At 71.1% G+C, this 22,168-nt stretch carries 25 protein-coding genes and 2 riboswitches; of the genes, 9 read left to right on the top strand and 16 right to left on the bottom strand.

Going from position 1 to position 22,168, the window contains the following annotated elements:
• A partial coding sequence (locus ACFWBF_RS14860) for a polysaccharide deacetylase family protein (protein WP_385600627.1) occupies nucleotides 1-675 on the top strand: 675 nt, incomplete at its 5' end.
• Nucleotides 672-1,862, top strand: coding sequence for a YncE family protein (locus ACFWBF_RS14855; RefSeq protein WP_385600624.1), 1,191 nt, complete (start codon nucleotides 672-674; stop codon nucleotides 1,860-1,862). The genes ACFWBF_RS14860 and ACFWBF_RS14855, both read left to right, overlap by 4 nt.
• Before the next feature lie 54 nt (nucleotides 1,863-1,916).
• Here the strand turns inward: ACFWBF_RS14855 and ACFWBF_RS14850 are convergent, their stop codons facing one another.
• Together ACFWBF_RS14850 and ACFWBF_RS14845 are read right to left on the bottom strand one after the other, a co-directional pair.
• Complete coding sequence (locus ACFWBF_RS14850) at nucleotides 1,917-3,155, bottom strand: cytochrome P450 (protein ID WP_385600621.1); 1,239 nt, start codon at nucleotides 3,153-3,155, stop codon at nucleotides 1,917-1,919.
• Nucleotides 3,136-3,903, bottom strand: coding sequence for a tRNA-dependent cyclodipeptide synthase (locus ACFWBF_RS14845; RefSeq protein WP_385600618.1), 768 nt, complete (start codon nucleotides 3,901-3,903; stop codon nucleotides 3,136-3,138). The genes ACFWBF_RS14850 and ACFWBF_RS14845 overlap by 20 nt, the downstream gene beginning before the upstream one ends.
• 253 nt (nucleotides 3,904-4,156) lie before the next feature.
• Here ACFWBF_RS14845 and ACFWBF_RS14840 point away from each other — a divergent pair, with 253 nt between their 5' ends.
• Nucleotides 4,157-4,369, top strand: a complete 213-nt coding sequence (locus ACFWBF_RS14840; RefSeq protein WP_385223889.1) for an EF-hand domain-containing protein — start codon at nucleotides 4,157-4,159, stop codon at nucleotides 4,367-4,369.
• Between the two features lie 54 nt (nucleotides 4,370-4,423).
• On the opposite strand, the gene ACFWBF_RS14835 is transcribed toward ACFWBF_RS14840, so the two are convergent.
• From ACFWBF_RS14835 to ACFWBF_RS14805, 7 genes are all read right to left on the bottom strand, one after another.
• Nucleotides 4,424-4,879: a hypothetical protein gene (locus ACFWBF_RS14835; protein WP_385600616.1), complete on the bottom strand. Its 456-nt coding sequence runs from the start codon at nucleotides 4,877-4,879 to the stop codon at nucleotides 4,424-4,426.
• The gene (locus ACFWBF_RS14830; RefSeq protein ID WP_385600613.1) at nucleotides 4,876-5,310 is read right to left on the bottom strand and encodes a MarR family winged helix-turn-helix transcriptional regulator; all 435 of its coding nucleotides are present in this window, start codon (nucleotides 5,308-5,310) and stop codon (nucleotides 4,876-4,878) included. The genes ACFWBF_RS14835 and ACFWBF_RS14830 overlap by 4 nt, the downstream gene beginning before the upstream one ends.
• A gap of 68 nt (nucleotides 5,311-5,378) precedes the next feature.
• Nucleotides 5,379-5,939, bottom strand: a complete 561-nt coding sequence (locus tag ACFWBF_RS14825) for a PadR family transcriptional regulator (protein ID WP_385600610.1) — start codon at nucleotides 5,937-5,939, stop codon at nucleotides 5,379-5,381.
• Between the two features lie 52 nt (nucleotides 5,940-5,991).
• On the bottom strand, nucleotides 5,992-6,813 hold the full coding sequence (locus tag ACFWBF_RS14820) for an ATP-binding cassette domain-containing protein (RefSeq protein WP_385600607.1): 822 nt from the start codon (nucleotides 6,811-6,813) through the stop codon (nucleotides 5,992-5,994).
• Nucleotides 6,810-7,559, bottom strand: a complete 750-nt coding sequence (gene cbiQ, locus ACFWBF_RS14815) for a cobalt ECF transporter T component CbiQ (RefSeq protein WP_385600605.1) — start codon at nucleotides 7,557-7,559, stop codon at nucleotides 6,810-6,812. The genes ACFWBF_RS14820 and cbiQ overlap by 4 nt, the downstream gene beginning before the upstream one ends.
• A 4-nt stretch (nucleotides 7,560-7,563) precedes the next feature.
• Nucleotides 7,564-7,947, bottom strand: a complete 384-nt coding sequence (locus ACFWBF_RS14810; RefSeq protein WP_385600602.1) for an energy-coupling factor ABC transporter substrate-binding protein — start codon at nucleotides 7,945-7,947, stop codon at nucleotides 7,564-7,566.
• Entirely contained in the window at nucleotides 7,947-8,648 is a 702-nt protein-coding gene (locus tag ACFWBF_RS14805; protein ID WP_385600599.1) for an energy-coupling factor ABC transporter permease, read from the bottom strand. The genes ACFWBF_RS14810 and ACFWBF_RS14805 overlap by 1 nt, the downstream gene beginning before the upstream one ends.
• A gap of 28 nt (nucleotides 8,649-8,676) precedes the next feature.
• Nucleotides 8,677-8,895, bottom strand: a riboswitch (cobalamin riboswitch).
• A gap of 65 nt (nucleotides 8,896-8,960) precedes the next feature.
• On the opposite strand from ACFWBF_RS14805, the gene ACFWBF_RS14800 reads away from it, so the two are divergent.
• Nucleotides 8,961-9,674 (top strand): flavodoxin family protein, encoded by a 714-nt coding sequence (locus tag ACFWBF_RS14800; protein ID WP_385600596.1) that lies wholly within the window; start codon nucleotides 8,961-8,963, stop codon nucleotides 9,672-9,674.
• Nucleotides 9,675-9,767: 93 nt separating this feature from the next.
• Here the strand turns inward: ACFWBF_RS14800 and ACFWBF_RS14795 are convergent, their stop codons facing one another.
• Both ACFWBF_RS14795 and ACFWBF_RS14790 read right to left on the bottom strand, forming a co-directional pair.
• Nucleotides 9,768-10,268 (bottom strand): hypothetical protein, encoded by a 501-nt coding sequence (locus ACFWBF_RS14795; protein ID WP_385600594.1) that lies wholly within the window; start codon nucleotides 10,266-10,268, stop codon nucleotides 9,768-9,770.
• A gap of 88 nt (nucleotides 10,269-10,356) precedes the next feature.
• Nucleotides 10,357-10,764: an SsgA family sporulation/cell division regulator gene (locus ACFWBF_RS14790; protein ID WP_385600591.1), complete on the bottom strand. Its 408-nt coding sequence runs from the start codon at nucleotides 10,762-10,764 to the stop codon at nucleotides 10,357-10,359.
• Between the two features lie 254 nt (nucleotides 10,765-11,018).
• Here ACFWBF_RS14790 and ACFWBF_RS14785 point away from each other — a divergent pair, with 254 nt between their 5' ends.
• Nucleotides 11,019-11,642: a hypothetical protein gene (locus tag ACFWBF_RS14785; protein WP_385600588.1), complete on the top strand. Its 624-nt coding sequence runs from the start codon at nucleotides 11,019-11,021 to the stop codon at nucleotides 11,640-11,642.
• Nucleotides 11,643-11,701: 59 nt separating this feature from the next.
• On the opposite strand, the gene ACFWBF_RS14780 is transcribed toward ACFWBF_RS14785, so the two are convergent.
• The 5 genes from ACFWBF_RS14780 to gcvT all read right to left on the bottom strand — a co-directional run bounded on the left by ACFWBF_RS14780 (nucleotide 11,702) and on the right by gcvT (nucleotide 17,901).
• Nucleotides 11,702-13,084, bottom strand: a complete 1,383-nt coding sequence (locus tag ACFWBF_RS14780; protein ID WP_385223900.1) for an L-serine ammonia-lyase — start codon at nucleotides 13,082-13,084, stop codon at nucleotides 11,702-11,704.
• A 134-nt stretch (nucleotides 13,085-13,218) separates the two neighbouring features.
• Nucleotides 13,219-14,865 carry an APC family permease gene (locus tag ACFWBF_RS14775; protein WP_385600585.1) on the bottom strand — a complete coding sequence of 549 codons (1,647 nt, stop codon included), beginning with the start codon at nucleotides 14,863-14,865 and terminating at the stop codon, nucleotides 13,219-13,221.
• Between the two features lie 167 nt (nucleotides 14,866-15,032).
• Complete coding sequence (glyA, locus tag ACFWBF_RS14770; RefSeq protein ID WP_385600583.1) at nucleotides 15,033-16,289, bottom strand: serine hydroxymethyltransferase; 1,257 nt, start codon at nucleotides 16,287-16,289, stop codon at nucleotides 15,033-15,035.
• A 15-nt stretch (nucleotides 16,290-16,304) separates the two neighbouring features.
• Nucleotides 16,305-16,685 carry a glycine cleavage system protein GcvH gene (gene gcvH, locus ACFWBF_RS14765; RefSeq protein WP_385600580.1) on the bottom strand — a complete coding sequence of 127 codons (381 nt, stop codon included), beginning with the start codon at nucleotides 16,683-16,685 and terminating at the stop codon, nucleotides 16,305-16,307.
• Nucleotides 16,686-16,785: 100 nt separating this feature from the next.
• Nucleotides 16,786-17,901 (bottom strand): glycine cleavage system aminomethyltransferase GcvT, encoded by a 1,116-nt coding sequence (gene gcvT / locus ACFWBF_RS14760; RefSeq protein WP_385600578.1) that lies wholly within the window; start codon nucleotides 17,899-17,901, stop codon nucleotides 16,786-16,788.
• 178 nt (nucleotides 17,902-18,079) lie between these two features.
• Nucleotides 18,080-18,183, bottom strand: a riboswitch (glycine riboswitch).
• A gap of 136 nt (nucleotides 18,184-18,319) precedes the next feature.
• On the opposite strand from gcvT, the gene ACFWBF_RS14755 reads away from it, so the two are divergent.
• From ACFWBF_RS14755 to ACFWBF_RS14740, 4 genes are all read left to right on the top strand, one after another.
• Complete coding sequence (locus tag ACFWBF_RS14755) at nucleotides 18,320-19,018, top strand: AAA family ATPase (protein ID WP_385600575.1); 699 nt, start codon at nucleotides 18,320-18,322, stop codon at nucleotides 19,016-19,018.
• Nucleotides 19,019-19,123: 105 nt separating this feature from the next.
• Complete coding sequence (locus ACFWBF_RS14750; protein ID WP_385600572.1) at nucleotides 19,124-19,861, top strand: enhanced serine sensitivity protein SseB; 738 nt, start codon at nucleotides 19,124-19,126, stop codon at nucleotides 19,859-19,861.
• Between the two features lie 85 nt (nucleotides 19,862-19,946).
• A complete protein-coding gene (locus ACFWBF_RS14745) occupies nucleotides 19,947-20,687 on the top strand; it encodes an enhanced serine sensitivity protein SseB C-terminal domain-containing protein (RefSeq protein ID WP_385600569.1) in 741 nt (246 codons plus the stop codon).
• 412 nt (nucleotides 20,688-21,099) lie between these two features.
• Complete coding sequence (locus ACFWBF_RS14740; protein ID WP_385600566.1) at nucleotides 21,100-22,095, top strand: ABC transporter permease; 996 nt, start codon at nucleotides 21,100-21,102, stop codon at nucleotides 22,093-22,095.
• The last annotated feature ends 73 nt before the right edge of the window (nucleotides 22,096-22,168 follow it).

Below are 22,168 nucleotides of genomic sequence, written 5' to 3'. Positions count from 1 at the left end.
ACGGCGCCCGCCAAAGCCGCCGCCCCGGCCAAGCCCGTCCCCGCGGCGGCCGGCCCGCGCCGGTTCGCCGGGCAGCCCGTCGAGATCGGGCACGGGCCGCGCGAGCGCCCCCGGGTCGCCCTGACCTTCCACGGCAACGGCGACCCCGCCATCGCCAAGGCCGTGCTCGCCGAGGCGGAACGGGCGGGCGCGCGGGTCACCGTACTGGCCATCGGAACCTGGCTCGACGCCCACCCGGACATGGCCCGGCGGGTCCTGGACGGCGGCCACGAGCTCGGCAACCACACCCAGCGCCACCTTGCGATCAACGACATGCCGCAGGACCGGGCGTACGCCGAGATCACCGGCTGCGCCGACCGCCTCAAGCGGCTCACCGGGTCCATCGGCACCTGGTTCCGCCCCTCCCAGACCCAGTACGCGAGCCCGCTCGTACGCAAACTCGCCCAGCGGGCGGGCTACCCGCACGTCCTCTCGTACGACGTCGACTCCCTCGACTTCACCTCGCCCGGCGCCGCGGCCGTCATCCGCAACGTCACCGGGACGATCCAAGGCGGATCGGTGGTGAGCCTGCACTTCGGCTACGCGGACACGGTCGACGCGATGCCGCCCCTCCTCGAAGAACTCGCGCGCCGCAAGCTGCGCGCGGTGACCACCACGGAGCTGCTGACCCCATGACGACCATCCGCCTTCCCCGGAAGGCCACCGCGCTGCTGGCCGGTCTGGTCCTCGCCGCCCTCGCCGGCTGCGGAGCCGCCGACAAGGCACCCGCCGAGGCCATGGGCACCAAGGGGCCGGTCGCGCCCCCCGTCAAAGCCGTTCCGGCCGCGCCGCCCGGCCTCGCCGGGATGCCACCGGTCCTCGACCCCAATGACGTGTACGCCGCCGACCGGCCGAACAAGCTCTCCCCGGTGGTCAAGGACTTCCCGTCCCGCGTGTACGTACCGAACACCAACTCCAACACGGTGTCCGTCATCGACCCGGCGACCTACAAGGTCATCGACACCATCCCCGTCGGCGTCCAGCCCCAGCACGTGGTCCCGTCCTGGGACATGAAGACCCTCTGGGTCAACAACAACCGCGGCCACACGCTGACCCCGATCAACCCCGCCACCGGCGAGGCCGGCGATCCCGTCGAGGTGCACGACCCGTACAACCTGTACTTCACGCCCAACGGCAAGTACGCGATCGTCATGGCGTCGATGGACAAGGAACTCGTCTTCCGCGACCCGCACACGATGAACCGCGTGAAAACCGTCCCGGTGACCTGCTTCGGCGTCAATCACGCCGATTTCTCCGCCGACGGCCGGTACTTCATCGTCTCCTGCGAGTTCTCCGGTGAACTCCTCAAGGTGGACACGGAGAAGATGGAGGTCATCGGCCAGCAGAAACTGCCGTTCGAGGGCGCGATGCCGCAGGACGTCAAGGTCTCCCCGGACGGCAAGACCTTCTACGTCGCCGACATGATGGCGCACGGCATGTGGGTGCTCAGCGGCGACAAGTTCGACACCCCCAAGCTGCTGCCCACCGGAAAGGGCTGCCACGGCCTGTACGTCAGCCGCGACTCCAGGGAGATGTACATCTCCAACCGCGGCGAGGGCAGCATCTCGGTCTTCGACTTCAAGCAGAACAAGCTGACGAAGAAGTGGGAGCTGCCCGAGGGCGGCAGCCCCGACATGGGCGGGGTCTCCGCCGACGGCAAGGTGTTGTGGCTGTCGGGCCGCTACAACTCCGAGGTCTACGCGATCGACACGGCCAGCGGCAGGGAGATCGCCAAGATCCCGGTCGGCGGCGGTCCCCACGGCCTCGCCGTGTACCCGCAGCCCGGCCGCTACTCGCTGGGCCACACCGGCATCTTCCGGTAGGCAACGCGAAAGTGCCCCGGGAGCTCGCACAGCTCCCGGGGCACCGTCATGGGGTCACCAGGCGACGGGAAGCCGCTCCGGCAGCCGCTTGATGAAGCCGGTGCGCCATACGAGGTTCTCCGCGGGCACCGCGAGCCGCAGCCCGGGCAGTCGCTCGACCAGCGCCTCCAGGGCGATCTCGGCGTGCGCCCGGCCCAGTGCGGAGGCCGGGCAGAAGTGCCGGCCGGCGCCGAAGGCCAGGTTGGCGTTGGGGCTCTCGCGCTCCAGGTCCAGCTCGTCCGGGTTCTCGAAGGCCTCCGGGTCGAAGTTGGCCCCCTCCAGCAGGACGAGGACGAGCTCGCCCTCCTTCACCAGCACGTCGCCGACCTGGACGTCCGCCATCGCGATGCGCGGCAGGCCGTCACCCACCGACAGGTTCCAGCGCAGCAGCTCGTCGACCGCCTTGCCCATGCGCTCCGGGTGCTTGCGCACATACCCGATCAGCTCGGGCCTCTGGAGCAGCGCCAGTACGGCGAGGGTGAGGAAGGCCGAGGTGGACACCGCGCCCGCGCCGAAGAGGGAGACGGCGACGGTCGCGAACATGTCGTCGGTCAGGTGCGCCGACTCCGGGTCCGCCTCCTTCAGCTCGGCGAACCTGCCGAGGAGCCCCGTACGCTCCTCGGGAGGCAGCGCGAGCTGCGCCTTCAGCTGATCGGTGAAGTAGCCGACGTCCTTGTACCAGTTGAGCGCCGAGTCGGCGAACGGCTCGCGCGCGGTCATGAACGCGACGTCCAGCCCCGACATCAGACGCCGCCAGTCCTCGAACGGCACCCCCAGCACCTGGCAGTGCATGGCCGCCGAGAAGGGGTCGGCGAACCCCGCCCGGAGGTCCGCCGGGCCGCCCTCGGTGACGAGCCGGTCGATGAGCTCGCCGGCCGTGGCCCGCAGCCGGTCCCGGAGCCCCTTCTGGCGCGGGTTGAGCGCCTTCATCACCGCGTTGCGCAGGCCCGCGCTGTTGATGTTGCCCATGTTGTTGACGACCTCGGGCGGGATCGTCAGCGCGTACTGGCGCGGAACCCCGGCGTTCGCCGTGTCCTTCAGACTGAAGCGCTCGTCCTCCAGCACCTGCTTGGCCAGCGCGTAGCTGCTCACCAGCCAGGCCGGGTCCCCGGTGAGGGTACGGACCTTCGCGACGGGCGCCTTCTCGCGCAGCCAGGTGCACTCCTCCGGGAGGACGTCACCGCGCCGCGAGAGCGGGAAGTCGAGGAGCGGCTGCTCCCGGGTCTCCTGGCCCTCAAGCTGCTCGACGCTCATCGACGTTCCCTTCGGTCGGTGCGTGGTTCGTGTGCGGTACGGCGCCCGTGGCCCCGGCCGGTTCGGGCCGTACGACGGCGTACGCCTGGTTGCGGGTCGCGCGCAGGCCCCCGCCCCGCGCGAACAGGACATCGGTCATCGGCATCTTGACGTGGTAGGCCGCCACCGAGGACGGCACGTCGAGAATGCTCGGGGTGTCCACGAAGAACGGCAGCTCGGCCGCCATGTAATCGAAACAGACCTGCAACTGGCTGTCCGTGATGGATTCACCTTCCGGCAACTTGGAGCCGACAAAATGAAGGGCCATTTTCTCGCAGCCCTTGCGGAATTCGTCGTCGGTCTCCAGAAAATGCAGTACGCGCCGGTGCAGTAGTTGGTAGACGGGATTCGTCTGGAACTCCGAGAGTGCCCTCACTCGGATTTCGGGGAGCGGAGGCCCTGATTCCTCCACGCCCTTGAGAATCCGCCGCCGGACTGCCTTGATTTCCTTCGTCGCGCGCTTCTCGGCGTGTTCCCGGGTGTAGCCGAAGGCGGCGAACATCCGGTCGACGTGGAGGTCTGCGTAGACGAAGTCGACCTGCGCGAAGCGGGTCGTGGCCCATCGGGCGAGGCTGGTGATGCGCTCGGAACTGAAGTAGCTGTTTCCAGGACTCACTCCGATGAGCACATGGTCGCCGTCTTCCCAGATATGGCGGCAGGTGCGGGTGAAGGGCAGAACTTCGAATGATGCGTCGGCTGTGATCGTCACCTGTGTGTCGCCCTTGTTGCCGCTTGTCCCTGGGAGCCCTGCGCTCCTGGTGTGGCGGCAATGTCAGTACGTTATGCCGTGGCCCCGGAGCGTGACAAGTGGGGGCCGGATTTGTTGGCTGGAATTATCGCTTCCGCATTACGGAAGGGTAATGGAATATCTATCTGCCGCTCGAACGGGACCCGCGGGAACGGCAGGCTCCGCAGGCCGCTACCCTGAGCCGGTCAACAAGCACCAAGAAGGGGTGGACCCAGTGGCGGACATCGAGAGCGCACGGACGACGTTCGGCAAGTTCGACGCGGACGGCGACGGCTTCGTCACGGCCGACGAGTACAGCGCGGCCATGAAGGCGATGGGTGACGCGTACGTCACCGGCGCGGTCGCGGACGCCGTGATCGCCGCCAAGGACTCCAACGGCGACAAGCTCCTCAGCTTCGACGAGTTCTGGGCCTCCCTGAACAAGTAGGCCTCGCATCCGCCCCCGCCCGCCTGTCGCAGCGGGGGCGCGTCAGGCGCCGGGTCACCCGGCGGCCGGAGCGGTCCGAGACCGGTCCGGCGATCGCCGCCGACCGGTGTCCTGCCAAGGGAACGGGGTCAGGTCCGGCTCGACCCAGCCGGTCTTCGCCTGTGAGCCGGCCAGCGTCGCCGGACGGTAGAAGCGGGTCAGAAGGCGCTTGTCGAGCAGGACGGGGTGGTGGCCGGCGAACGCGGTGAAGTCCTCGTCGCCGTGCTCGGCCGCGTGATGGCCCACCAGTTCCACCCAGGCTCGGCTGACGGTCGCGTGGTACTTCTGGGGCGCGCCCGCGTAGCGCGCGGTGCGCTGGATGCCGTCGCTGACCAGGCCGACCGCCGCAGGCGTGCCGAACCGTCGCACGGCCAGCCATGTCAGATGTACGTGCTCCCGATGGCCGAACTTCCCGGCGGTCGCGGTCACTTCGGCCATCAGTGCGTCGAAGTCGGCGGGCTGGGCGGTCATGAGGACACCTCGGTCAGGGCTTGCAGGGCGGCGCGCAGGCAGGCGATGGTGTCGGCCGGCAGGCCGTGCAGTGCGCGACGCTCCAGGTCGGCGATGGCCCGGCGGATCGTGGCGGCGGCCACCTCGCCGGAAGCGGTGAGTTCGATGAGCACCGCGCGGCGGTCTCCAGGGCGGGTGCCGCGGGTGATGTGCCCACGTCGTTCCAGGCGGTCCAGCACGCTGGTCAGCGTGGTGGGGCGGGTGCCCACGGCCGCGCCGAGCTCGGACACGGTCCGGCCCCGGCCGTCGGCGAGATTGGCCAGCGCGTTGATCTCGGAGGGCGTCAGGTCCAGGTCGACCAGCTCCGCTGCGAGCACCTGCAGGGTGGCGTGGGTGGCCCGCTGGAGCGCGAGCAGGGCCGACCACTCGGATGGCGCGATTTCGGACTTCATGATTTTGGACTATACGATTTCGTATAACCTGCTGCAAGCCGGGCCCCGGCCTGCCACGCGGGGCCGAGTCAGACCGCGCTGCCGCCGTCCCGGGCCGTCAGGTCCTCGAGCTCGGTGAGGGCCTCTTCCAGCCAGGTCAGCCAGAAGCTCTCCAGGGCGATCCCGCCGTGCAGCACGAGCCGGCGCAGCCGGTCCTCGACGGCGTCCCGCTGCGGGGGGAAGTCCTTCGCCTCGATGGCCTCGTACTCCGCCAGCTGGCCCCGGTGCAGCTCCAGATGCCGGCGCAGCTCCGCGCCCAGCCCCTGCGGGCCCACCACGCCCGCCGCGCGGATCCGCAGCAGCAGCGGGTCGCGCATCGGCTTCGGGTCCTGGCTCTCGCCGACCCACCGGGCCAGCTCGGCGCTGCCGTCGGGCAGGACCTCGTACTCCTTCTTCTGCCCGCGCACGGGCGCCTCGCTGGGCAGCGCCCGGATCAGCCCGGCCTCCTCCAGCCGGCCGAGTTCCCGGTAGATCTGCTGATGCGTGGCCGACCAGAAGTAGCCGATCGACTTGTCGAACCGCCGGGTCAGCTCCAGCCCGGACGAGGGCTTCTCGAGCAGGGCGGTGAGGATGGCGTGCGGCAGCGACATGCGGCCATCCTAAGTTTGCGGGGGCCCGCGGGACCTGCGGCGCCGTCGTCGTCTACCGCCAGGCGGCCAACGCCTCCGGGATGCGCGGGCCGGGGGCGTCCGGGCCCAGCAGGCCGTGGGCGCGCAGGAAGGCCGTCACCGTCGGGGACCAGGCCCGGCGCAGGCCCGCCGAGGCCAGCAGGGCGGGGTCCGACAGGAGGGTCTCGGCCGGGCCGAGGCGGATGCCCGACGGGGTCAGGAGCGCCGCGTCGTCGGCCCAGCGGACCGCCAGGTCCACGTCGTGCGTGGCCATGACCACCGTGGTGCCCCGTTCGCGCAGGCCCGCCAGGGCGTCCAGCAGCCGCTCCTGCCCGTCCGGGTCGAGGCCCGCCGTCGGCTCGTCCAGGATCAGCACGCGCGGCGCCATCGCCACCGCCCCCGCGATGGCCGCGCGCTTGCGCTGCCCGTACGAGAGCAGGTGCGTCGGGCGGTCGCGCAGGGCCGTGATGTCCAGCGCGGCCAGCGCCGAGTCCACGCGGGCCCGTACCTCCTCGGGCGCCAGGCCCAGGTTCATCGGGCCGAAGGACACGTCCTGTTCCACCGAGGCGGCGAAGAGCTGGTCGTCCGGGTCCTGGACCACCAGCTGGACCGCCGTGCGCAGGCGCGTCAGGCCCTTGCGGTCGTGGCTCACCTCCGCGCCGTCGAGCCGCAGCGCGCCCGTGCCCGGCCGAAGGCCCCCGCTCAGCAGCCGCATCAGCGTGGTCTTCCCGCTGCCGTTGCGGCCCAGCAGCACCAGCGCCCGGCCCTGCGTGATGCCGAAGTCCACGCCGGACAGGACGGCCGGGCCGTCCTCGTACGCGTAGCCCGCATCCACCAGTTCCACCAACGGCCTCACAGGTAAAGCCCCTTCAGCAGGAGAGTCAGGGTGATCAGTGCGCTCAGCAGGGCGCCGGTCGCCGCGAGGAACCGCCACGACAGCGCGGCCTGCGGTACGAGCACCCGCAGCGCCCCGTCGTAACCCCGCCCGGCCAGCCCCACCTGGAGCCGCGCCGCGCGGTCGAAGGCCCGTACGAACGAGGTCGCGGCGAGACCCGCGAGGGAACGCCACACCGCGGCCCGGCCGGTGTGCCCGAGGCGGGCCGCCTGGGCCTGGCGGACCTGGGCCATCGAGTCCAGCAGCAGGAAGCCGATCCGGTACATGACCAGGGCCACGTCCACCACCGGGGCCGGCACCCCCGCCCGCACCAGCCGCGGCAGCACGTCCGAGACGGGGGTGGTGAAGGCGAACAGCAGCAGGCCGAGGGAGGCCGCCGAGGTGCGCAGCAGGAGTTCCGTCGCATGGCGCGGGCCGTCGGAGGCGAGCGAGACGAACCCGGCGGGACCGCCGACGGCGAACAGCAGCGGCAGCGCGCCGGTCAGGCAGAAGCCCAGCGGGGCCCGGAAGGCCCGCCACAACTGCCGCCGGGACACCCCGGCGGGGCCGAGGAGCAGCGCGAGGGCGGCGGCGGCGACCAGGGGCCCGCCGGGCCACGGCGGCAGGCACACCGCGGTGACGGTCAGCCCGACCCCCAGCAGCGCCTTCTCCAGCGGGTGGCGGTGGCGCCAGCGGCTGCCGTGCGCCGCGACGTCGATCGGCAGCACCGCGCTACGCCTCCGGCGCGGCGGCCGGCGCGGCGACCGGGGCGCCGACCGGGGAGGAGACCGAGGCAGTGTCCGAGGCGGCGGCGGCCTGCGCCGCGCCCTGGCGGCGGCCCTTGCGGACGCCGAAGTAGTACGCGAGCACCCCCGCGCCGAGCGCCGCCTGGAGGGCGAACAGCGCGGACTCCACCTCCCCGGACGGGGGCTCGTACAGGGGCGAGAACCACGGCTCGTAGTCCGGCTTCAGCTCGGTGATCGCCGACTCCGCCTGGGCGTCGGCGCCCGTGAACGGCTCCTCCTTGTCATCGCCCAGCCCCAGCGCGAGCGGGAGGACGGCGAGCGCCGCGACCAGGAGCAGCAGCAGGGTGTTGATCTTCGCGTTCCGGCTCATCACAGCGCCGCCTCCTGCTTCGTGGCGCCCTTGGCGGCGGTGAGCTTCGCGACGCCGAGCCGGACCAGGTCCGACTTGCTCGACTGGATCAGCAGCCGCATCACGAGCACGGTCAGCAGGCCCTCGCTCACCGCGAGCGGGATCTGCGTGAGCGCGAAGATCTCGCTGAACTTCTCGAGCGAGCCGAGGAATCCGGTGGCCTCGTCGGGGAAGGCCAGCGCCAGCTGGACGGAGGTGACGCAGTAGGTGACCAGGTCGGCGAAGAAGGCGCCGAAGAAGACGGTCACCATCAGCGGGACGTCGAAGCGCCGCAGCAGCCGGTAGACCCCGTAGCCCGCCCAGGGGCCCGCGATGGCCATCGAGAAGACGTTGGCGCCGAGGGTGGTCAGGCCGCCGTGGGCCAGCAGCAGGGCCTGGAAGAGCAGGGTGATCGTGCCGAGCACCGCCATGATCGGCGGCCGGAACAGGATCGCGCCGAGCCCGGTGCCGGTGGGGTGTGAGCAACTGCCCGTCACCGAAGGGATCTTCAGGGCGGAAAGGACAAAGGTAAACGCTCCGGACGCCCCGAGGAGCAGAGTGCTCTCCGGATTGGCCTTCACCTCGCGGGTGAGGGCGCGGACGCCGTGTACGACAAAGGGAGCGGACGCGGCGCCCCAGGCGACCGCGTGCAAGGGGGGCAAAAACCCCTCGGCTATATGCATGAGTGGGGAGACCTCTCCAGCACCTCGTGGATGGACAACGCACCCCGGCCGGTCTCCTGGCTCACGGGTGCTGATGCCCTGTCTCCGCCTTCCCGGGCGGCGCGGAACCTCCCGCGCAGCCCAGTGGCTTCCCGCAAGAGTGGAGCCGGACTTCCCGTTCACAGTGGCGAGGGCCGCACCGGTTTCCCACCGGTTTCCCGAACACCAAGGCCCGCTGACCCTAGTCGCCCGGACGGACCAGTAACAACCCGCCCCAATCCGGACGGACGCGGTCCGGTGGCCGGGCCGGACGGCGGCCGGGAGGGTGGGGGAGTGGCCGCTGACTTCGATTATTCGGACCTGACCGCCGTCTACGTGAACTGCACGCTCAAACGCTCGCCCGAGACCAGCAACACCGAGGGCCTCATCGACAAGAGCCGCGCCGTCATGGCCGCGGCCGGCGTGCGGACCTCGCTGATCCGCGCCGTGGACCACGACATCGCCACCGGCGTCTGGCCGGACATGACCGAGCACGGCTGGGAGAGCGACCAGTGGCCGGTGCTCTACAGCCAGATCATGGACGCCGACATCCTCGTGCTGTGCGGCCCGATCTGGCTCGGCGACAACAGCTCCGTGATGAAGCAGGTCATCGAGCGCCTCTACGCCTGTTCCTCGATCCTGAACGAGCACGGCCAGTACGCCTACTACGGGCGCGTCGGCGGAGCGCTGATCACCGGCAACGAGGACGGCGTCAAGCACTGCGCCATGAACATCCTCTACAGCCTCCAGCACCTCGGCTACGCGATCCCGCCGCAGGCCGACGCCGGCTGGATCGGCGAGGCCGGGCCCGGACCCTCGTACCTCGACCCCGGATCGGGCGGCCCGCAGAACGACTTCACCAACCGGAACACGGCCTTCATGTCCTGGAACCTGATGCACCTCGCCGCCCTGCTCAAGCGCGCCGGCGGCATGCCCGCGCACGGCAACCAGCGCTCCGAGTGGGACGCGGGCTGCCGCTTCGACTTCCCGAACCCCGAGCACCGCTGAAGCCCCCTCGGGTCCGGCGGCCAGATGAGACTCCGCCCGGCGAGCTGGGGCGGATCCGGTGCCCGGGGCGTACGACGCCCCGGGCACCGGTGATCAGCACGTGGCGGGATGCGGGAAGTCGACGACGAGCCGCTCGGGCGAGTGCAGGACGGAGGTGCTGTGGGTGGGAGCGGTGTCGAAGGCGGCGCCGAAGGTGACGTAGCCCTCGTAGTCGCCGGTCAGGGCGATCCCCTTGAGCTTGCTCAGGTGGATCTTCTGGAGTTTCGGGCCCTGGTAGACGTTGTTCCCCGCGTCGTCGTGCCCGGCGGCGGGGTGCAGCCGGATCGACAGGAAGTGCTTCCCGGCCAGCGGCACGGGCTTGCCGGACCCGTCGTAGACCAGCTCGGGTACGGGGGTGACCGTGACCGGGGGCACGTACCCCTGGAGGTCGATGACCAGCCGGTCGTACGTGCAGTGCCCGCCCCAGCGGGCGTTCACGACGAGCGGGGTCGGGGCGCGGGTGGCGGCGGAGGCCGGTGCGGCCAGTGCGACGCCCGCGGTGAGCAGGGCGCCCGTGATCAGGGCGGTGACCTGGCGGCGGCGTAGGTGGTTCATTTGCGTCCCTCCGAATCTCCTCAGACGGGACATCGGATGTCACAGATGAAGACACCGCCGCCGCGCCCGCGGTTCCCGGGGCCGCCCCTCAGCGCAGGAGCAGGGCGCTCAGCTCGGCGTCGAGGTCGTAGTGGCGCTGCTCCTGCCCTCGCGGCACCAGCTCCGTCATCCGCCGGCACAGCTCCCGTACGTCCTTCGCCCGGGCGGACACCAGGCAGCTCTGCGCGCCGTTGCTGAAGGCGAGGAAGATCCGCGGCTCGGTGCCCTCCCGGCGCGGCCAGACCTGGATGTCGCCCTCGCCGGTGGCGCAGGCCTGCCCGTCGAGCAGCAGCTCCCGGGAGAACACCCACCGCGCGAGGTGCATCCCGGCGCCCTCGAAGTCGAGGGCGAGCTCGTAGGGGCGGTCGGAGCGGTACACGAAAACGCCCCGCAGTGGGACCGGGACGGGCACCGCCTCCAACCGGAGCGCAAGGACGCGGTGTTCGGTGCTGGACATGCGGCCCGCCTCTCTCTCGGCGTGGGGGATTCGCGACCCACTCGGGCAAGTTAGCCCACTCAGCGGCTCCACCCCCGTGCCGAAGGTCCTCTCCGGCCGGGCCCCTGGACCCTTTTCCGCCAGCGGGGCGGGGGCGCACGGGGGCGGACGGGGGCACGGCTCCCGACCCGGAAACGGCGATTGCAGGCCCGTGCAACTCGCCTGCGTGACAAGGTGGTTGGGTGGAGACCGACCGCGCGACAGGGGAGCACCGGATGCGGCGACACCGATGGTCAGGACGGGCGCTGACCGCCCTGGCACTCGCGGTGGCGGCCGCCGGCTGCGGGGGCGACGGGGACCGGCAGGTCTCGCAGGACGGCAAGGGCGGCTACCCCTGGGTCGCGACGGAGGAGATCTGCAACGCGCTGCCGTACGGCGAGCTGGCCGACCCGCTCGGGGCCCGCCAGGAGGTCGCAGACCGCTCGGGGCGCAGCGGTGGCGGCGCGCCCGGCTTCACGTGCGTACAGCCCCTCGTCGAGACGGGCCCGGCGGTCTACGGGAACGCCAAGGTCGATCTGGACTTCGCCTTCACCGAGAGCGTCGACTTCGCCCGGGACGTCCACGCCAGGGACCGGGAGAACACGGCCAAGGACGTCAAGGACAGCGGCCTCGTGCCCGTGCAGGGGGTCGGGAAGGAGGCGTTCCGCTTCGGCTACGACAAGCCCACCGAACTGCACCAGGTCCGCGAGCTCCACCTCCGGGACAGCAACCTGCTGCTGGACGTGACGGTCACCGCCGACGCCCGGACGCCACCCACCCCCGAGAGCCTCAAGGCCCTGGACGCGGCGGTGGACGCCTTCGCCAAGGGCTGCCTGAAGGCCCTGCGCACGCGCGGCTAGTGCACGCGTGGGGGGCCCGGCGCGTGCGCCGGGCCCCCCACGTCAGTCGTTGCGGCGGATCAGCACTCGATGACGTTGACCGCGAGGCCGCCGCGGGCGGTCTCCTTGTATTTGACCTTCATGTCGGCGCCGGTCTCCTTCATGGTCTTGATGACCTTGTCGAGGGAGACCTTGTGGGTGCCGTCGCCGCGCATCGCCATCTTGGCCGCGGTGACGGCCTTGACCGCCGCCATGCCGTTGCGCTCGATGCAGGGGATCTGGACCAGGCCGCCGACCGGGTCGCAGGTCAGGCCGAGGTTGTGCTCCATGCCGATCTCGGCCGCGTTCTCGACCTGCTCCGGGGTGCCGCCCAGGACCTCGGCGAGGGCGCCGGCCGCCATGGAGCAGGCCGAGCCGACCTCGCCCTGGCAGCCGACCTCGGCGCCCGAGATCGAGGCGTTCTCCTTGAAGAGCATGCCGATCGCGCCCGCCGCGAGGAGGAAGCGGACCACGCCGTCCTCGTCGGCGCCCGGCACGAAGTTCACGTAGTAGTGCAGGACGGCCGGCAGGACGCCCGCCGCGCCGTTCGTCGGCGCGGTGACGACGCGGCCGCCCGCCGCGTTCTCCTCGTTGACCGCCATCGCGTAGATCGTCGTCCACTCGCTGCGGTGCATCATCGGGTCGCCCTCGGTGCGCAGCTGGCGCGCCGTCGAGGCGGCCCGGCGCTTGACCCGCAGGCCGCCCGGGAGGATGCCCTCGCGGGACATGCCGCGCGAGACGCAGGACTGCATGACGCGCCAGATCTCCAGGAGGCCCTCGCGGATCTCTTCCTCGGTGCGCCAGGCCTTCTCGTTCTCCAGCATCAGGGAGGAGATCGACAGGCCGGTCTCGTTCGCCAGGCGCAGCATCTCGTCGCCCGAGCGGAAGGGGTACTTCAGGACCGTGTCGTCGAGCTTGATCCGGTCCTCGCCGACCGCGTCCTCGTCCACGACGAAGCCGCCGCCCACCGAGTAGTACGTCTTTTCCAGCAGCGGCGCGCCGGTCTCGTCGTACGCGAAGAGGGTCATGCCGTTCGCGTGGTACGGCAGGGACCGGCGGCGGTGCAGGATCAGCTGGTTCGGCTCGTCGAAGGCGATCTCGTGCACATCACCTATCTCGGCGCCCAGCAGCCGCAGGCGGCCGCTCTGGCGGATGCGCTCGACCTCGGCGTCGGCCGTCTCCACGTTCACGGTGCGGGGGGAGTGGCCCTCCAGGCCCAGCAGGACCGCCTTGGGGGTGCCGTGGCCGTGGCCGGTCGCGCCGAGGGAACCGAAGAGCTCCGCGCGTACCGAGGCGGTCTGCGCGAGGACACCGTCCTTCTTCAGGCGGGTCACGAACATGCGTGCCGCCCGCATCGGACCGACCGTGTGGGAGGAGGAGGGACCGATGCCGATGGAGAAGAGATCGAAGACGGAGATGGCCACGGTGGCGGACTCCCTTGTCTGCTCGTGGGGTGGGAGGGGGCAGGAGAGGCGGATTGGTCGGATTTTGTCCGGCAGCCGAGCTTAACGCGGTGAGATGAACAGCTCGGCTGCCCGACGGGGTGGAAAGCTTTCGGTCAGGCGTGGGTCAGCTCGCGCTCCGGTACGGCCCCGGTCGCCTCGGGGCCGTCCAGTACGGGATCCGGGCCCGGCAGGCCCGCCTGGTGGGCCCGTACGCCGGCGCGGACGGCCCAGAAGTACGTGACCAAGGCCATGGCGGCCACCAGGGCGATGTCGTAGCCGCCCGGGATGGTTCCGCGGCCGCCGAAGTCGGCGGAGCCGAGCCAGGAGAGCAGGGACAGGGCGCCGAGGAAGAAGACGATCCACCAGGCCGGGGCGAACTGCCGGCCGAGGTTCCGCTCCCCCTTGCGGAAGAGCACCAGCGCCGCGATCGGGGCGGCCAGCAGCGTCAGTGCGGTGACGATGCCGGTGTTCGGCCACTTCGACCAGTACAGCGCGCAGGCGGCGAAGACGAAGGTCAGCGGGCAGAGGATCTTCGCGGCGGGCAGCCGGAAGGGGCGGGGCAGACCGGGCTTGGTGCGGCGGAAGACGCCCACCGCGATCGGGCCGATCAGGTACGAGATGACCATGGCGGCCGAGATGACCGGGGCCAGGGTCTTCCAGCTGTGGCCGACGGTGACCAGCAGCAGGACGGAGAAGCCGAGGTTCATCCACATCGCCGGGCGCGCGGTCCCGTACACGGGGTGGGTCCGCATGAGCCGCTTGGGGAAGAAGCCGGTCTCGGAGATGGTGCGGACCATGTACGCGGCCGAGGCGACGTTGGCGATGTTGGAGCCGGCGGGGGAGATGAAGGCGCCGAACTGGAGCATCACCACCACCCAGTGGATCATCAGCAGCTTGGCGAGCTCGGCGAACGGCGAGTTGAAGTTCACGCCCGACCAGCCGCCCGCCTGCTCCAGGTGCTCCGGCGGTACGGCGCCCAGGAAGGCCGTCTGCAGGGCGAGGTAGATCACCAGGCCCAGGGAGAGCGCGCCGACCAGGGCGATCGGGATGGCCCGGCCCGGGTTCTTGGCGGCGCCGCCGAGGTTGACGACGGCCTGGAAGCCGTTGAAGGCGAAGACCACGCCGGAGGTGGTGACGGCGGTCAGGACGGCGGTCCAGCCGTTCGGGGCGAAGCCCCCGTGGGCCGTGAAGTTCTCGGTGTGGAAGCCGGAGGCGATCAGCGCGACGACCGCGAGGACCGGGATGGCGAACTTGACCACGGTCAGGGCAGCGTTGATCTTCGCCAGGAGCTGGACCGACCAGTAGCAGGACAGCCACAGCAGGACGGTGAGGGCCAGCGCCACGAACATGCCGAAGGTGGTCAGCTGGTGGGACCCGGCGTCGACCAGGTCCTCGGCCCAGCCGAAGCTCCACGAGGACATGTACTGGGTCGCGGCGATCGACTCGATCGGGATCAGCGAAGCCACGGCGATCCACACCGCCCAGCCGGTGATGAAGCCGAGCACCGGGCCGTGCGAGAGGCTGCCGTACCGGGCCATGCCGCCGGGGATCGGGTAGGCCGCGCCGACCTCGGCGTACGACATGGCGATCATGCCGATGAACATGGCGCCGACGACCCAGGCCACGAGCGCCGCGGGACCGGCGACCTGGGCGGCCGTGCCGGCGCCGAAGAGCCATCCCGACCCGAAGATCGAACCTACGCCGATCATCATCAACGAGAAGAGACCGAGGCCCTTCTTGTTGGCTGCGCTCATGTCCATGCGTTGCGTTTCCGTCCTGCCGGGGGGATGCCGTCCTGCTCTCACGCGGAGCCTATTTGCCATTTCTTGGTTCATTCAGTGGCAATGGGCCGCATCCACCCGGGGCTTTGGTCATGAAAAAGGGCCCGGCCCTGTACAAACAAGGCCGGGCCCTCCCAGGCCGTCGCCTAGAGCGTCGGGTACAGCGGGAACTTCGCGGCGAGCGCGGAGACGCGCGCCTTGAGGTCGTCGCCGTCGTACGCCGGCTTCAGCGCGGCCGCGATGATCTCCGCGACCTCGGTGAAGTCCTCGGCGCCGAAACCGCGCGTCGCCAGGGCCGGCGTACCGATCCGCAGGCCCGAGGTGACCATCGGCGGCCGCGGGTCGTTCGGGATGGCGTTCCGGTTGACCGTGATGCCGATCTCGTGGAGCCGGTCCTCGGCCTGCTGGCCGTCCAGCTCGGAGTTGCGCAGGTCGACCAGGACCAGGTGCACGTCGGTGCCGCCGGACAGGACGGAGACGCCGACCTCGGTGACGTCGGGCTGCACCAGGCGCTCGGCGATGATCTTCGCGCCTTCGAGGGTGCGCACCTGGCGCTCCTTGAACTCCTCCGAGGCCGCGACCTTGAAGGAGACCGCCTTGGCGGCGATCACGTGCTCCAGCGGGCCGCCCTGCTGACCCGGGAAGACCGCGGAGTTGATCTTCTTGGCCAGCTCCTGCGTCGACAGGATGACACCGCCGCGCGGACCGCCGAGGGTCTTGTGCGTGGTGGTGGTCACGACGTGGGCGTGCGGCACCGGGTTCGGGTGCAGACCCGCGGCGACCAGGCCCGCGAAGTGCGCCATGTCGACCATCAGGTACGCGCCGACCTCGTCCGCGATGCGGCGGAAGGCGGCGAAGTCCAGCTGGCGCGGGTAGGCGGACCAGCCGGCGACGATCAGCTGCGGCTTGGACTCCTTGGCGAGGCGCTCGACCTCGGCCATGTCCACCTGGCCGGACTCGTCGACGTGGTACGGGACCACGTTGTAGAGCTTGCCGGAGAAGTTGATCTTCATGCCGTGGGTCAGGTGACCGCCGTGGGCCAGGCTCAGGCCCATGATCGTGTCGCCCGGCTTCAGCAGCGCGAACATCGCGGCCGCGTTCGCCTGCGCACCCGAGTGGGGCTGCACGTTCGCGGCCTCGGCGCCGAACAGCGCCTTGATGCGGTCGATCGCGATCTGCTCGACCACGTCGACGTGCTCGCAGCCGCCGTAGTAGCGGCGGCCGGGGTAGCCCTCGGCGTACTTGTTGGTCAGGACCGAGCCCTGGGCCTCCATGACGGCGACCGGAGCGAAGTTCTCCGACGCGATCATTTCCAGGGTCGACTGCTGGCGCACGAGCTCGGCGTCGACGGCGGCGGCGACGTCCGGGTCGAGCTCGTGGAGAGGGGTGTTCAGTACAGACATCAGGGTCCCCTGGGGTCAGTTACCGGCGGTGAGCTTGGCGTACTCGTCGTCGGAGAGCAGGTCGGCCGGCTCCTCCGTGACGCGCACCTTGAAGAGCCAGCCGCCCTCGAACGGAGCCGAGTTCACCAGCGACGGGTCGTCCACGACGTCCTGGTTGGCCTCGACGACCTCACCGGTGACGGGGGAGTACAGGTCGCTGACCGACTTGGTCGACTCCAGCTCGCCGCAGGTCTCGCCCGCGGTCACCGTGTCGCCGACCTCGGGGAGCTGGGCGTAGACGACGTCACCGAGCGCGTTGGCCGCGAACTCCGTGATGCCGACGGTCGAGACGCCGTCCACGGCGCCCGAGAGCCACTCGTGCTCCTTGCTGAAACGCAGCTGCTGGGGGTTGCTCATGACCTGATTCTCCTGGATGCGGGGGAGTGGATACGAACGGTGGTCTTGGGTACTGAGACGGCGCTGCACGGGGTACCCGTGCGGCAGCGCCGCGTACGGGCTACTTCTGCCGCTTGTAGAACGGCAGGGCCACGACCTCGTACGGCTCATGCGTACCGCGAATGTCCACGCCGACGCCGGAGGTGCCGGGCGCGGCGTGTGCCGCGTCGACGTACGCCATCGCGATCGGCTTGCCCAGCGTCGGGGACGGGGCGCCCGAGGTGACCTCGCCGATGACCTGGCCGCCGGCCACGACCGGGAAGCCGGCGCGCGGGACGCGGCGGCCCTCGGCGATCAGACCGACCAGCTTGCGCGGCGGGTTGGTGGCGGCCCGCTCGGCGGCGGCCTCCAGGGCGGCGCGGCCCACGAAGTCGCCCTCCTTCTCGAACTTCACGACCCGGCCCAGGCCCGCGTCGAACGGGGTGAGGGAGGTGGTCAGCTCGTGCCCGTACAGCGGCATGCCCGCTTCCAGGCGCAGGGTGTCGCGGCAGGACAGGCCGGCCGGGACCAGGCCGACGCCCTCGCCGGCCTTGGTCAGCGCCTGCCACAGCTCCACGGCGTGCTCGGGGGAGACGAACAGCTCGAAGCCGTCCTCGCCGGTGTAGCCCGTACGCGCGATCAGCGCGGGCACGCCCGCGACGGTGCCCGGCAGGCCGGCGTAGTACTTCAGCCCGTCCAGGTCGGCGTCGGTCAGGGACGCCAGGATGCCGGGGGACTCGGGGCCCTGGACGGCGAGCAGGGCGTACGCGTCGCGGTCGTCGCGGACCTCGGTGTCGAAGCCGGCGGCGCGCTCGGTGAGGGCGTCGAGGACGACCTGGGCGTTGGAGGCGTTGGCGACGACCATGTACTCGGTCTCGCCCAGGCGGTAGACGATCAGGTCGTCGACGATCCCGCCGTCCTCCTGGCAGATGTGCGTGTAGCGGGCGCGGCCGACGCCGACGGTGGAGATGTTGCCGACCAGCGCGTGGTCCAGGGCCTTGACGGCCTCCGGGCCGGTCAGGGTGATCTCGCCCATGTGGGAGAGGTCGAACAGACCGGCCTTGGTGCGGACGGCGTTGTGCTCGTCGCGCTCGCTCGCGTACCGCAGGGGCATGTCCCAGCCCGCGAAGTCGGTCATGGTCGCACCGAGGGAACGGTGCAGCGCATCGAGGGCGGTCAGGCGGGGGGCAGTGCTCATGGGTGTGGCTCCCGGGTCCCAGGGCATGACATGACGAGGAGGATCCTCCCCATCTGTCATCGGAACCTGAGAGGTTCGCCGAGAGCCCCGGATGCCGGGGGATCGTCGACTTGCACCTTGGGTGGAGCGCACGCCGGTGTCACGGAGACGGGTGGCGCGGCTCGCTTTTCAGATCTGCCTCATCCACGCGGTACGGGGCCTGAGAGATTCAAGGGAGGTACTTGCTCCTTCGGCGCCCGGACACGGCCTTGCGGCGTGCCGGGACTCTCCCGCGCGGATTCAAGCGGCCGGTATGCAGTTGGTGTCCAGATGGCGCACATCATTGCACGGTGCGGCGGGGATTGGGCGTGGGGGGTCGAAAGAGCGTACGGACCGGAACCGGGGCTGCCGGATTACCGTCTCTTTACACTCAGTGGGCATGGGCTCCCAGGAGCCCGATTCGGGGGAGGCGAGCACTGTGCGGAGATTCGGAGCGCTGGCGGCGACGGGGTCCGTGGCGGGGGTGCCGGCGCAGCGCGGACGCGTGCGCGAGGCCGCCCGCGGGCCGGTACGGGACCTGCGCGGTCCGGGGGTGCGCGGCCCGCAGCGGCTCGGCTTCGCCGAGGGGGACATCGTGGTGGTGTCCGGACTGCCGGGCGGCGGCAAGAGCACACTGATCAAGCGGGCGGCGGCCGAGGGCGGGGCGATCGACTCCCAGGACACCCGCGAGCGCTGGGAGCGGCGGATGCCGGGGGCGCTGCCGTACGCCGTCTACCGGCCGCTGGTCCGCGTCGCCCACTACCGCGGCCTGTGGCGGACCCTGCGCTCCGGTGCCTCGGTCGTCGTCCACGACTGCGGTACGCAGAGCTGGGTACGGGGCCTGCTCGCGGCGGCCGCGCGGCGCCGGGGCCGGGCGCTGCACCTGCTGCTGCTGGACACCACCGCGCAGGAGGCGCTGTCCGGCCAGGCCGCGCGGGGCCGGGGCGTCTCGGCGTACGCCTTCGCCCGCCACCGCGGCGCGGTGGCGCGGCTGCTGAGCGACGCGGAAGCCGGCCACCTCCCGCCCGGCTGCGCCTCGGTGGTGCTCCTGGACCGCCGCTCGGCCGCCGCGGTGACCCGCATCGCCTTCCACGGCTGATCTCCGCCTCGGAGCCCCGGGGCGAGGCCGGGCCGCGGGGGCCGGGCCGGGGCCGATAGCCTCGGGGCGACGACACACCGGGACCCAACCGAAGGGCACACGCACATGCAGAGCGGCGGCGGCTGGCCGGGAAATGAGCTGGAGCACGTGCTCGGCGCGGCGCTGGGGCAGGCCGATGCCGGAGCCCGGATCCTGGAGGTACTGGGGCGCAGCCACGTATGGGTCCCGCTGCCCGACGGCGGCGGGCCCGAGCGCGCCGCCCTCACCCTCCCGACCATGGAGATCGCCGGCGCGGCGTACGTCCCGGTCTACAGCTCCGAGGCACAGTTCCGCGCCTGCGCCGGCCCCGCCATGGCCTTCGCGGTCGCCCCGGCCGTCGAGTTCGCCCGCGGCCTGCCCCCGCAGCTCGGCATCGCCGTGAACCCCGAGGGCGCGGTCGGCGTCCCCCTGCCCCCGCCCGCCGTCGCGGAACTCTGCCGCACCGGCCGTTCTCCCCTCGACGGCGCCGCCACCGGCGGCCGGGTGCGGCTCTACGAGCCCGACTGGCAGGAGGACCCGGTCGACTTCCTGGCCGCCGCCGCCGAGGAGTTCCGCGCCACCGGCGTGGTCGCCTCCGCGTCCCGCTGCCTCGCCAGCGTCGAGGGCGGCGCGCCCGAGCTCTACGTCGGCGTCCAGCTGGTGGGATGGGAGCCCGAGATGCGAAACGCCCCGATGGAGGCGCTGGGCCGGGCCCTGACCCGGGTTCCGGCGCCCTGGCCCGTGCAGTTGATCCTCCTGGACGCGGTCCAGGACCCCGTCACCGACTTCATCGTTACGCGCGTACGCCCCTTCTACCTGCCGTAGACCCGATTAAGCTGGTTACATCTCCTGGCCGCACGCGTGGCCTGGGCACGCGTGGACGACGGGCGGACGAAGAGGGGGGTACCGGGTGAGTGCGTCAGGCACGGCCGCGGCCGGGCAGGTCGAGCACATGCTGCGCCAGGTGACTCCCGGGCGCTATGAGAGCTACGAGTCAATGCTGCACGCCCTCGCCGAGGGCCGGCTGTGGATGCTGCTCTGGCAGGGGCAGCCGGGTTCCCCGGACGCCCAGTACGCGGGCATGGAGGTCGAGGGCCTGGGTTACGCGCCCTGCGTGACCTCCCCGCAGGAGCTGGCCGCCAGCGGCTGGAACCGCGGCTACGAGGTGGTCACCGGCCGGGACATCGCCCGCGCCCTCTACCCCGACCGCTGGGGCCTGTGGCTCAATCCGCACGCCCAGGGCGGCGGCGTCGGCATCCCGTGGGCCGACCTGCGCCGGATCGCGACCGGCCTGGACCGGATGCCGGCCGGACCGCTGCGGCTGTCCGAGCCCGCCATCGAGCTCCCGCAGTTCTACGGCCTGCTCACCCAGCACGCGCACCGCACACCCGCCGTGCGCTCGCTGCGGCGCGCCTGGGTGCAGCCCGCGCTGGGCTCCCCGTACCTCGCGGTGGGGCTCGACCTGTACGACGCCTCCGCGCCCGCGCTGGAGTCCGTACGGGAGATGATGCGCCAGTCGGTCGGCGCGGTGCCCGAGGGAGTGCCGGTGTGCACGGTGGCGCTGGCGGACGAGCACGACCCCGTGGCGATGTGGCTGCGCGCGCAGACGCGGCCGTTCTACGACCGCGAGGGCCAGGCCCCGTCCTACTGACCGCATGTCAAGACATCACGTCCGAAGGCCGTACCGGTCCCCTCCGGTGCGGCCTTCGGCCTGTCCGTCGATTCCGCCCAAATAGTGGCCCGGAAATGGCACTTGGGCCCGATGTCCGTTCCGCGCCATACGGTCCCTCTTTCACCGCTGACCAGCACCGGCCGTTCGGATAACGGAAGGTGCAGGCGGAGATCACGGTTGCGCATCACATCACCGGCAGGTCTGGCGGGCGATCGAGAGGCCGTTGAAGACTCCCCCCACCGAAGGCCGGTCAATCCCGCAATCACCGGCTCGTCACATGCACTTCAGGCGCATTTCGCGTCATTCGCACCATCGCGACGCCGATTGAACCAAGCCGCCACAGCGGCGGGCATGGGCCGGCCACCGTCGGCCGAGAGGGGTCCCCACCACGATGACGGCACCACTGCACGACACCAGCGCGGCCGAGCCCGCGGCCGTGGCCGCCCCCGAATCTCCGCAGAAGGCGATCGAAGGGCGTTCGCCCTGGAAGATCGCCTGGACGCGCCTCAAGCGCGACAAGGTCGCCCTGGCCGGCGGTGTCATCGTGCTCCTGCTGATCCTCGTCGCCCTCTTCGCGCCGCTGATCGTCAAGGCCTTCGGACACCCGCCGGAGGAGCTGCACGAGGACCTGCTGGACCCGCTGCTCGGCCTTCCGTCCGGTGACTGGGGCGGCATGAGCGGGGACTTCCCGCTGGGCGTCGAGCCGGTCAACGGACGCGACGTTTTCAGCCGCATCGTCTACGGGGCCCGCATCTCCCTGCTGGTGGCCTTCCTCTCCGCCTTCGTGGCGGTCTCGCTGGGCACCTTCTTCGGCATCGTCGCCGGTTACTTCGGCGGCTGGGTCGACGCGGCGATCAGCCGCGTCATGGACCTGCTGCTGGCCTTCCCGCAGCTGCTGTTCATCATCGCGCTGATCTCCGTCGTCCCCGGAAAGCTGTGGGGATTCGAGGGATCGGGTCTGCGCATCGCGGTCCTGGTGCTCGTCATCGGATTCTTCGGCTGGCCGTACATCGGCCGCATCGTCCGAGGACAGACCCTGTCGCTGCGCGAGCGCGAATACGTGGAAGCCGCGCGGAGCCTCGGTGCCGGCCGCATGTACATCCTCTTCCGCGAACTGCTCCCGAACCTGGTGGCGCCCATCACCGTCTACTCGACGCTGATGATCCCCACCAACGTGCTGACCGAGGCCGCCCTGAGCTTCCTCGGAGTCGGCGTCAAGCCGCCCACGCCGTCCTGGGGAGAGACCCTCTCCACGGCCGTGCGGACCTACGAGGACGATCCGCTCTTCATGATCTTCCCCGGCGTAGCGATCTTCATCACCGTGCTGGCCTTCAACCTCTTCGGCGACGGCGTCCGTGACGCCCTCGACCCGAAGGGCTCACGCTAGCCACCGCAGGGCAAACCAGGAACCCGGCTTTCAGCCGCAGGTGACACCGGAACTACAACGGAGGGTTGCGAGC

The sequence above is a fragment of the Streptomyces sp. NPDC060028 genome (genome assembly GCF_042736725.1).
Taxonomy (GTDB): Bacteria; Actinomycetota; Actinomycetes; order Streptomycetales; family Streptomycetaceae; genus Streptomyces.
Note: the sequence above shows the minus strand (reverse complement) of the source record. Positions and strands in the feature narration are given on the sequence as shown.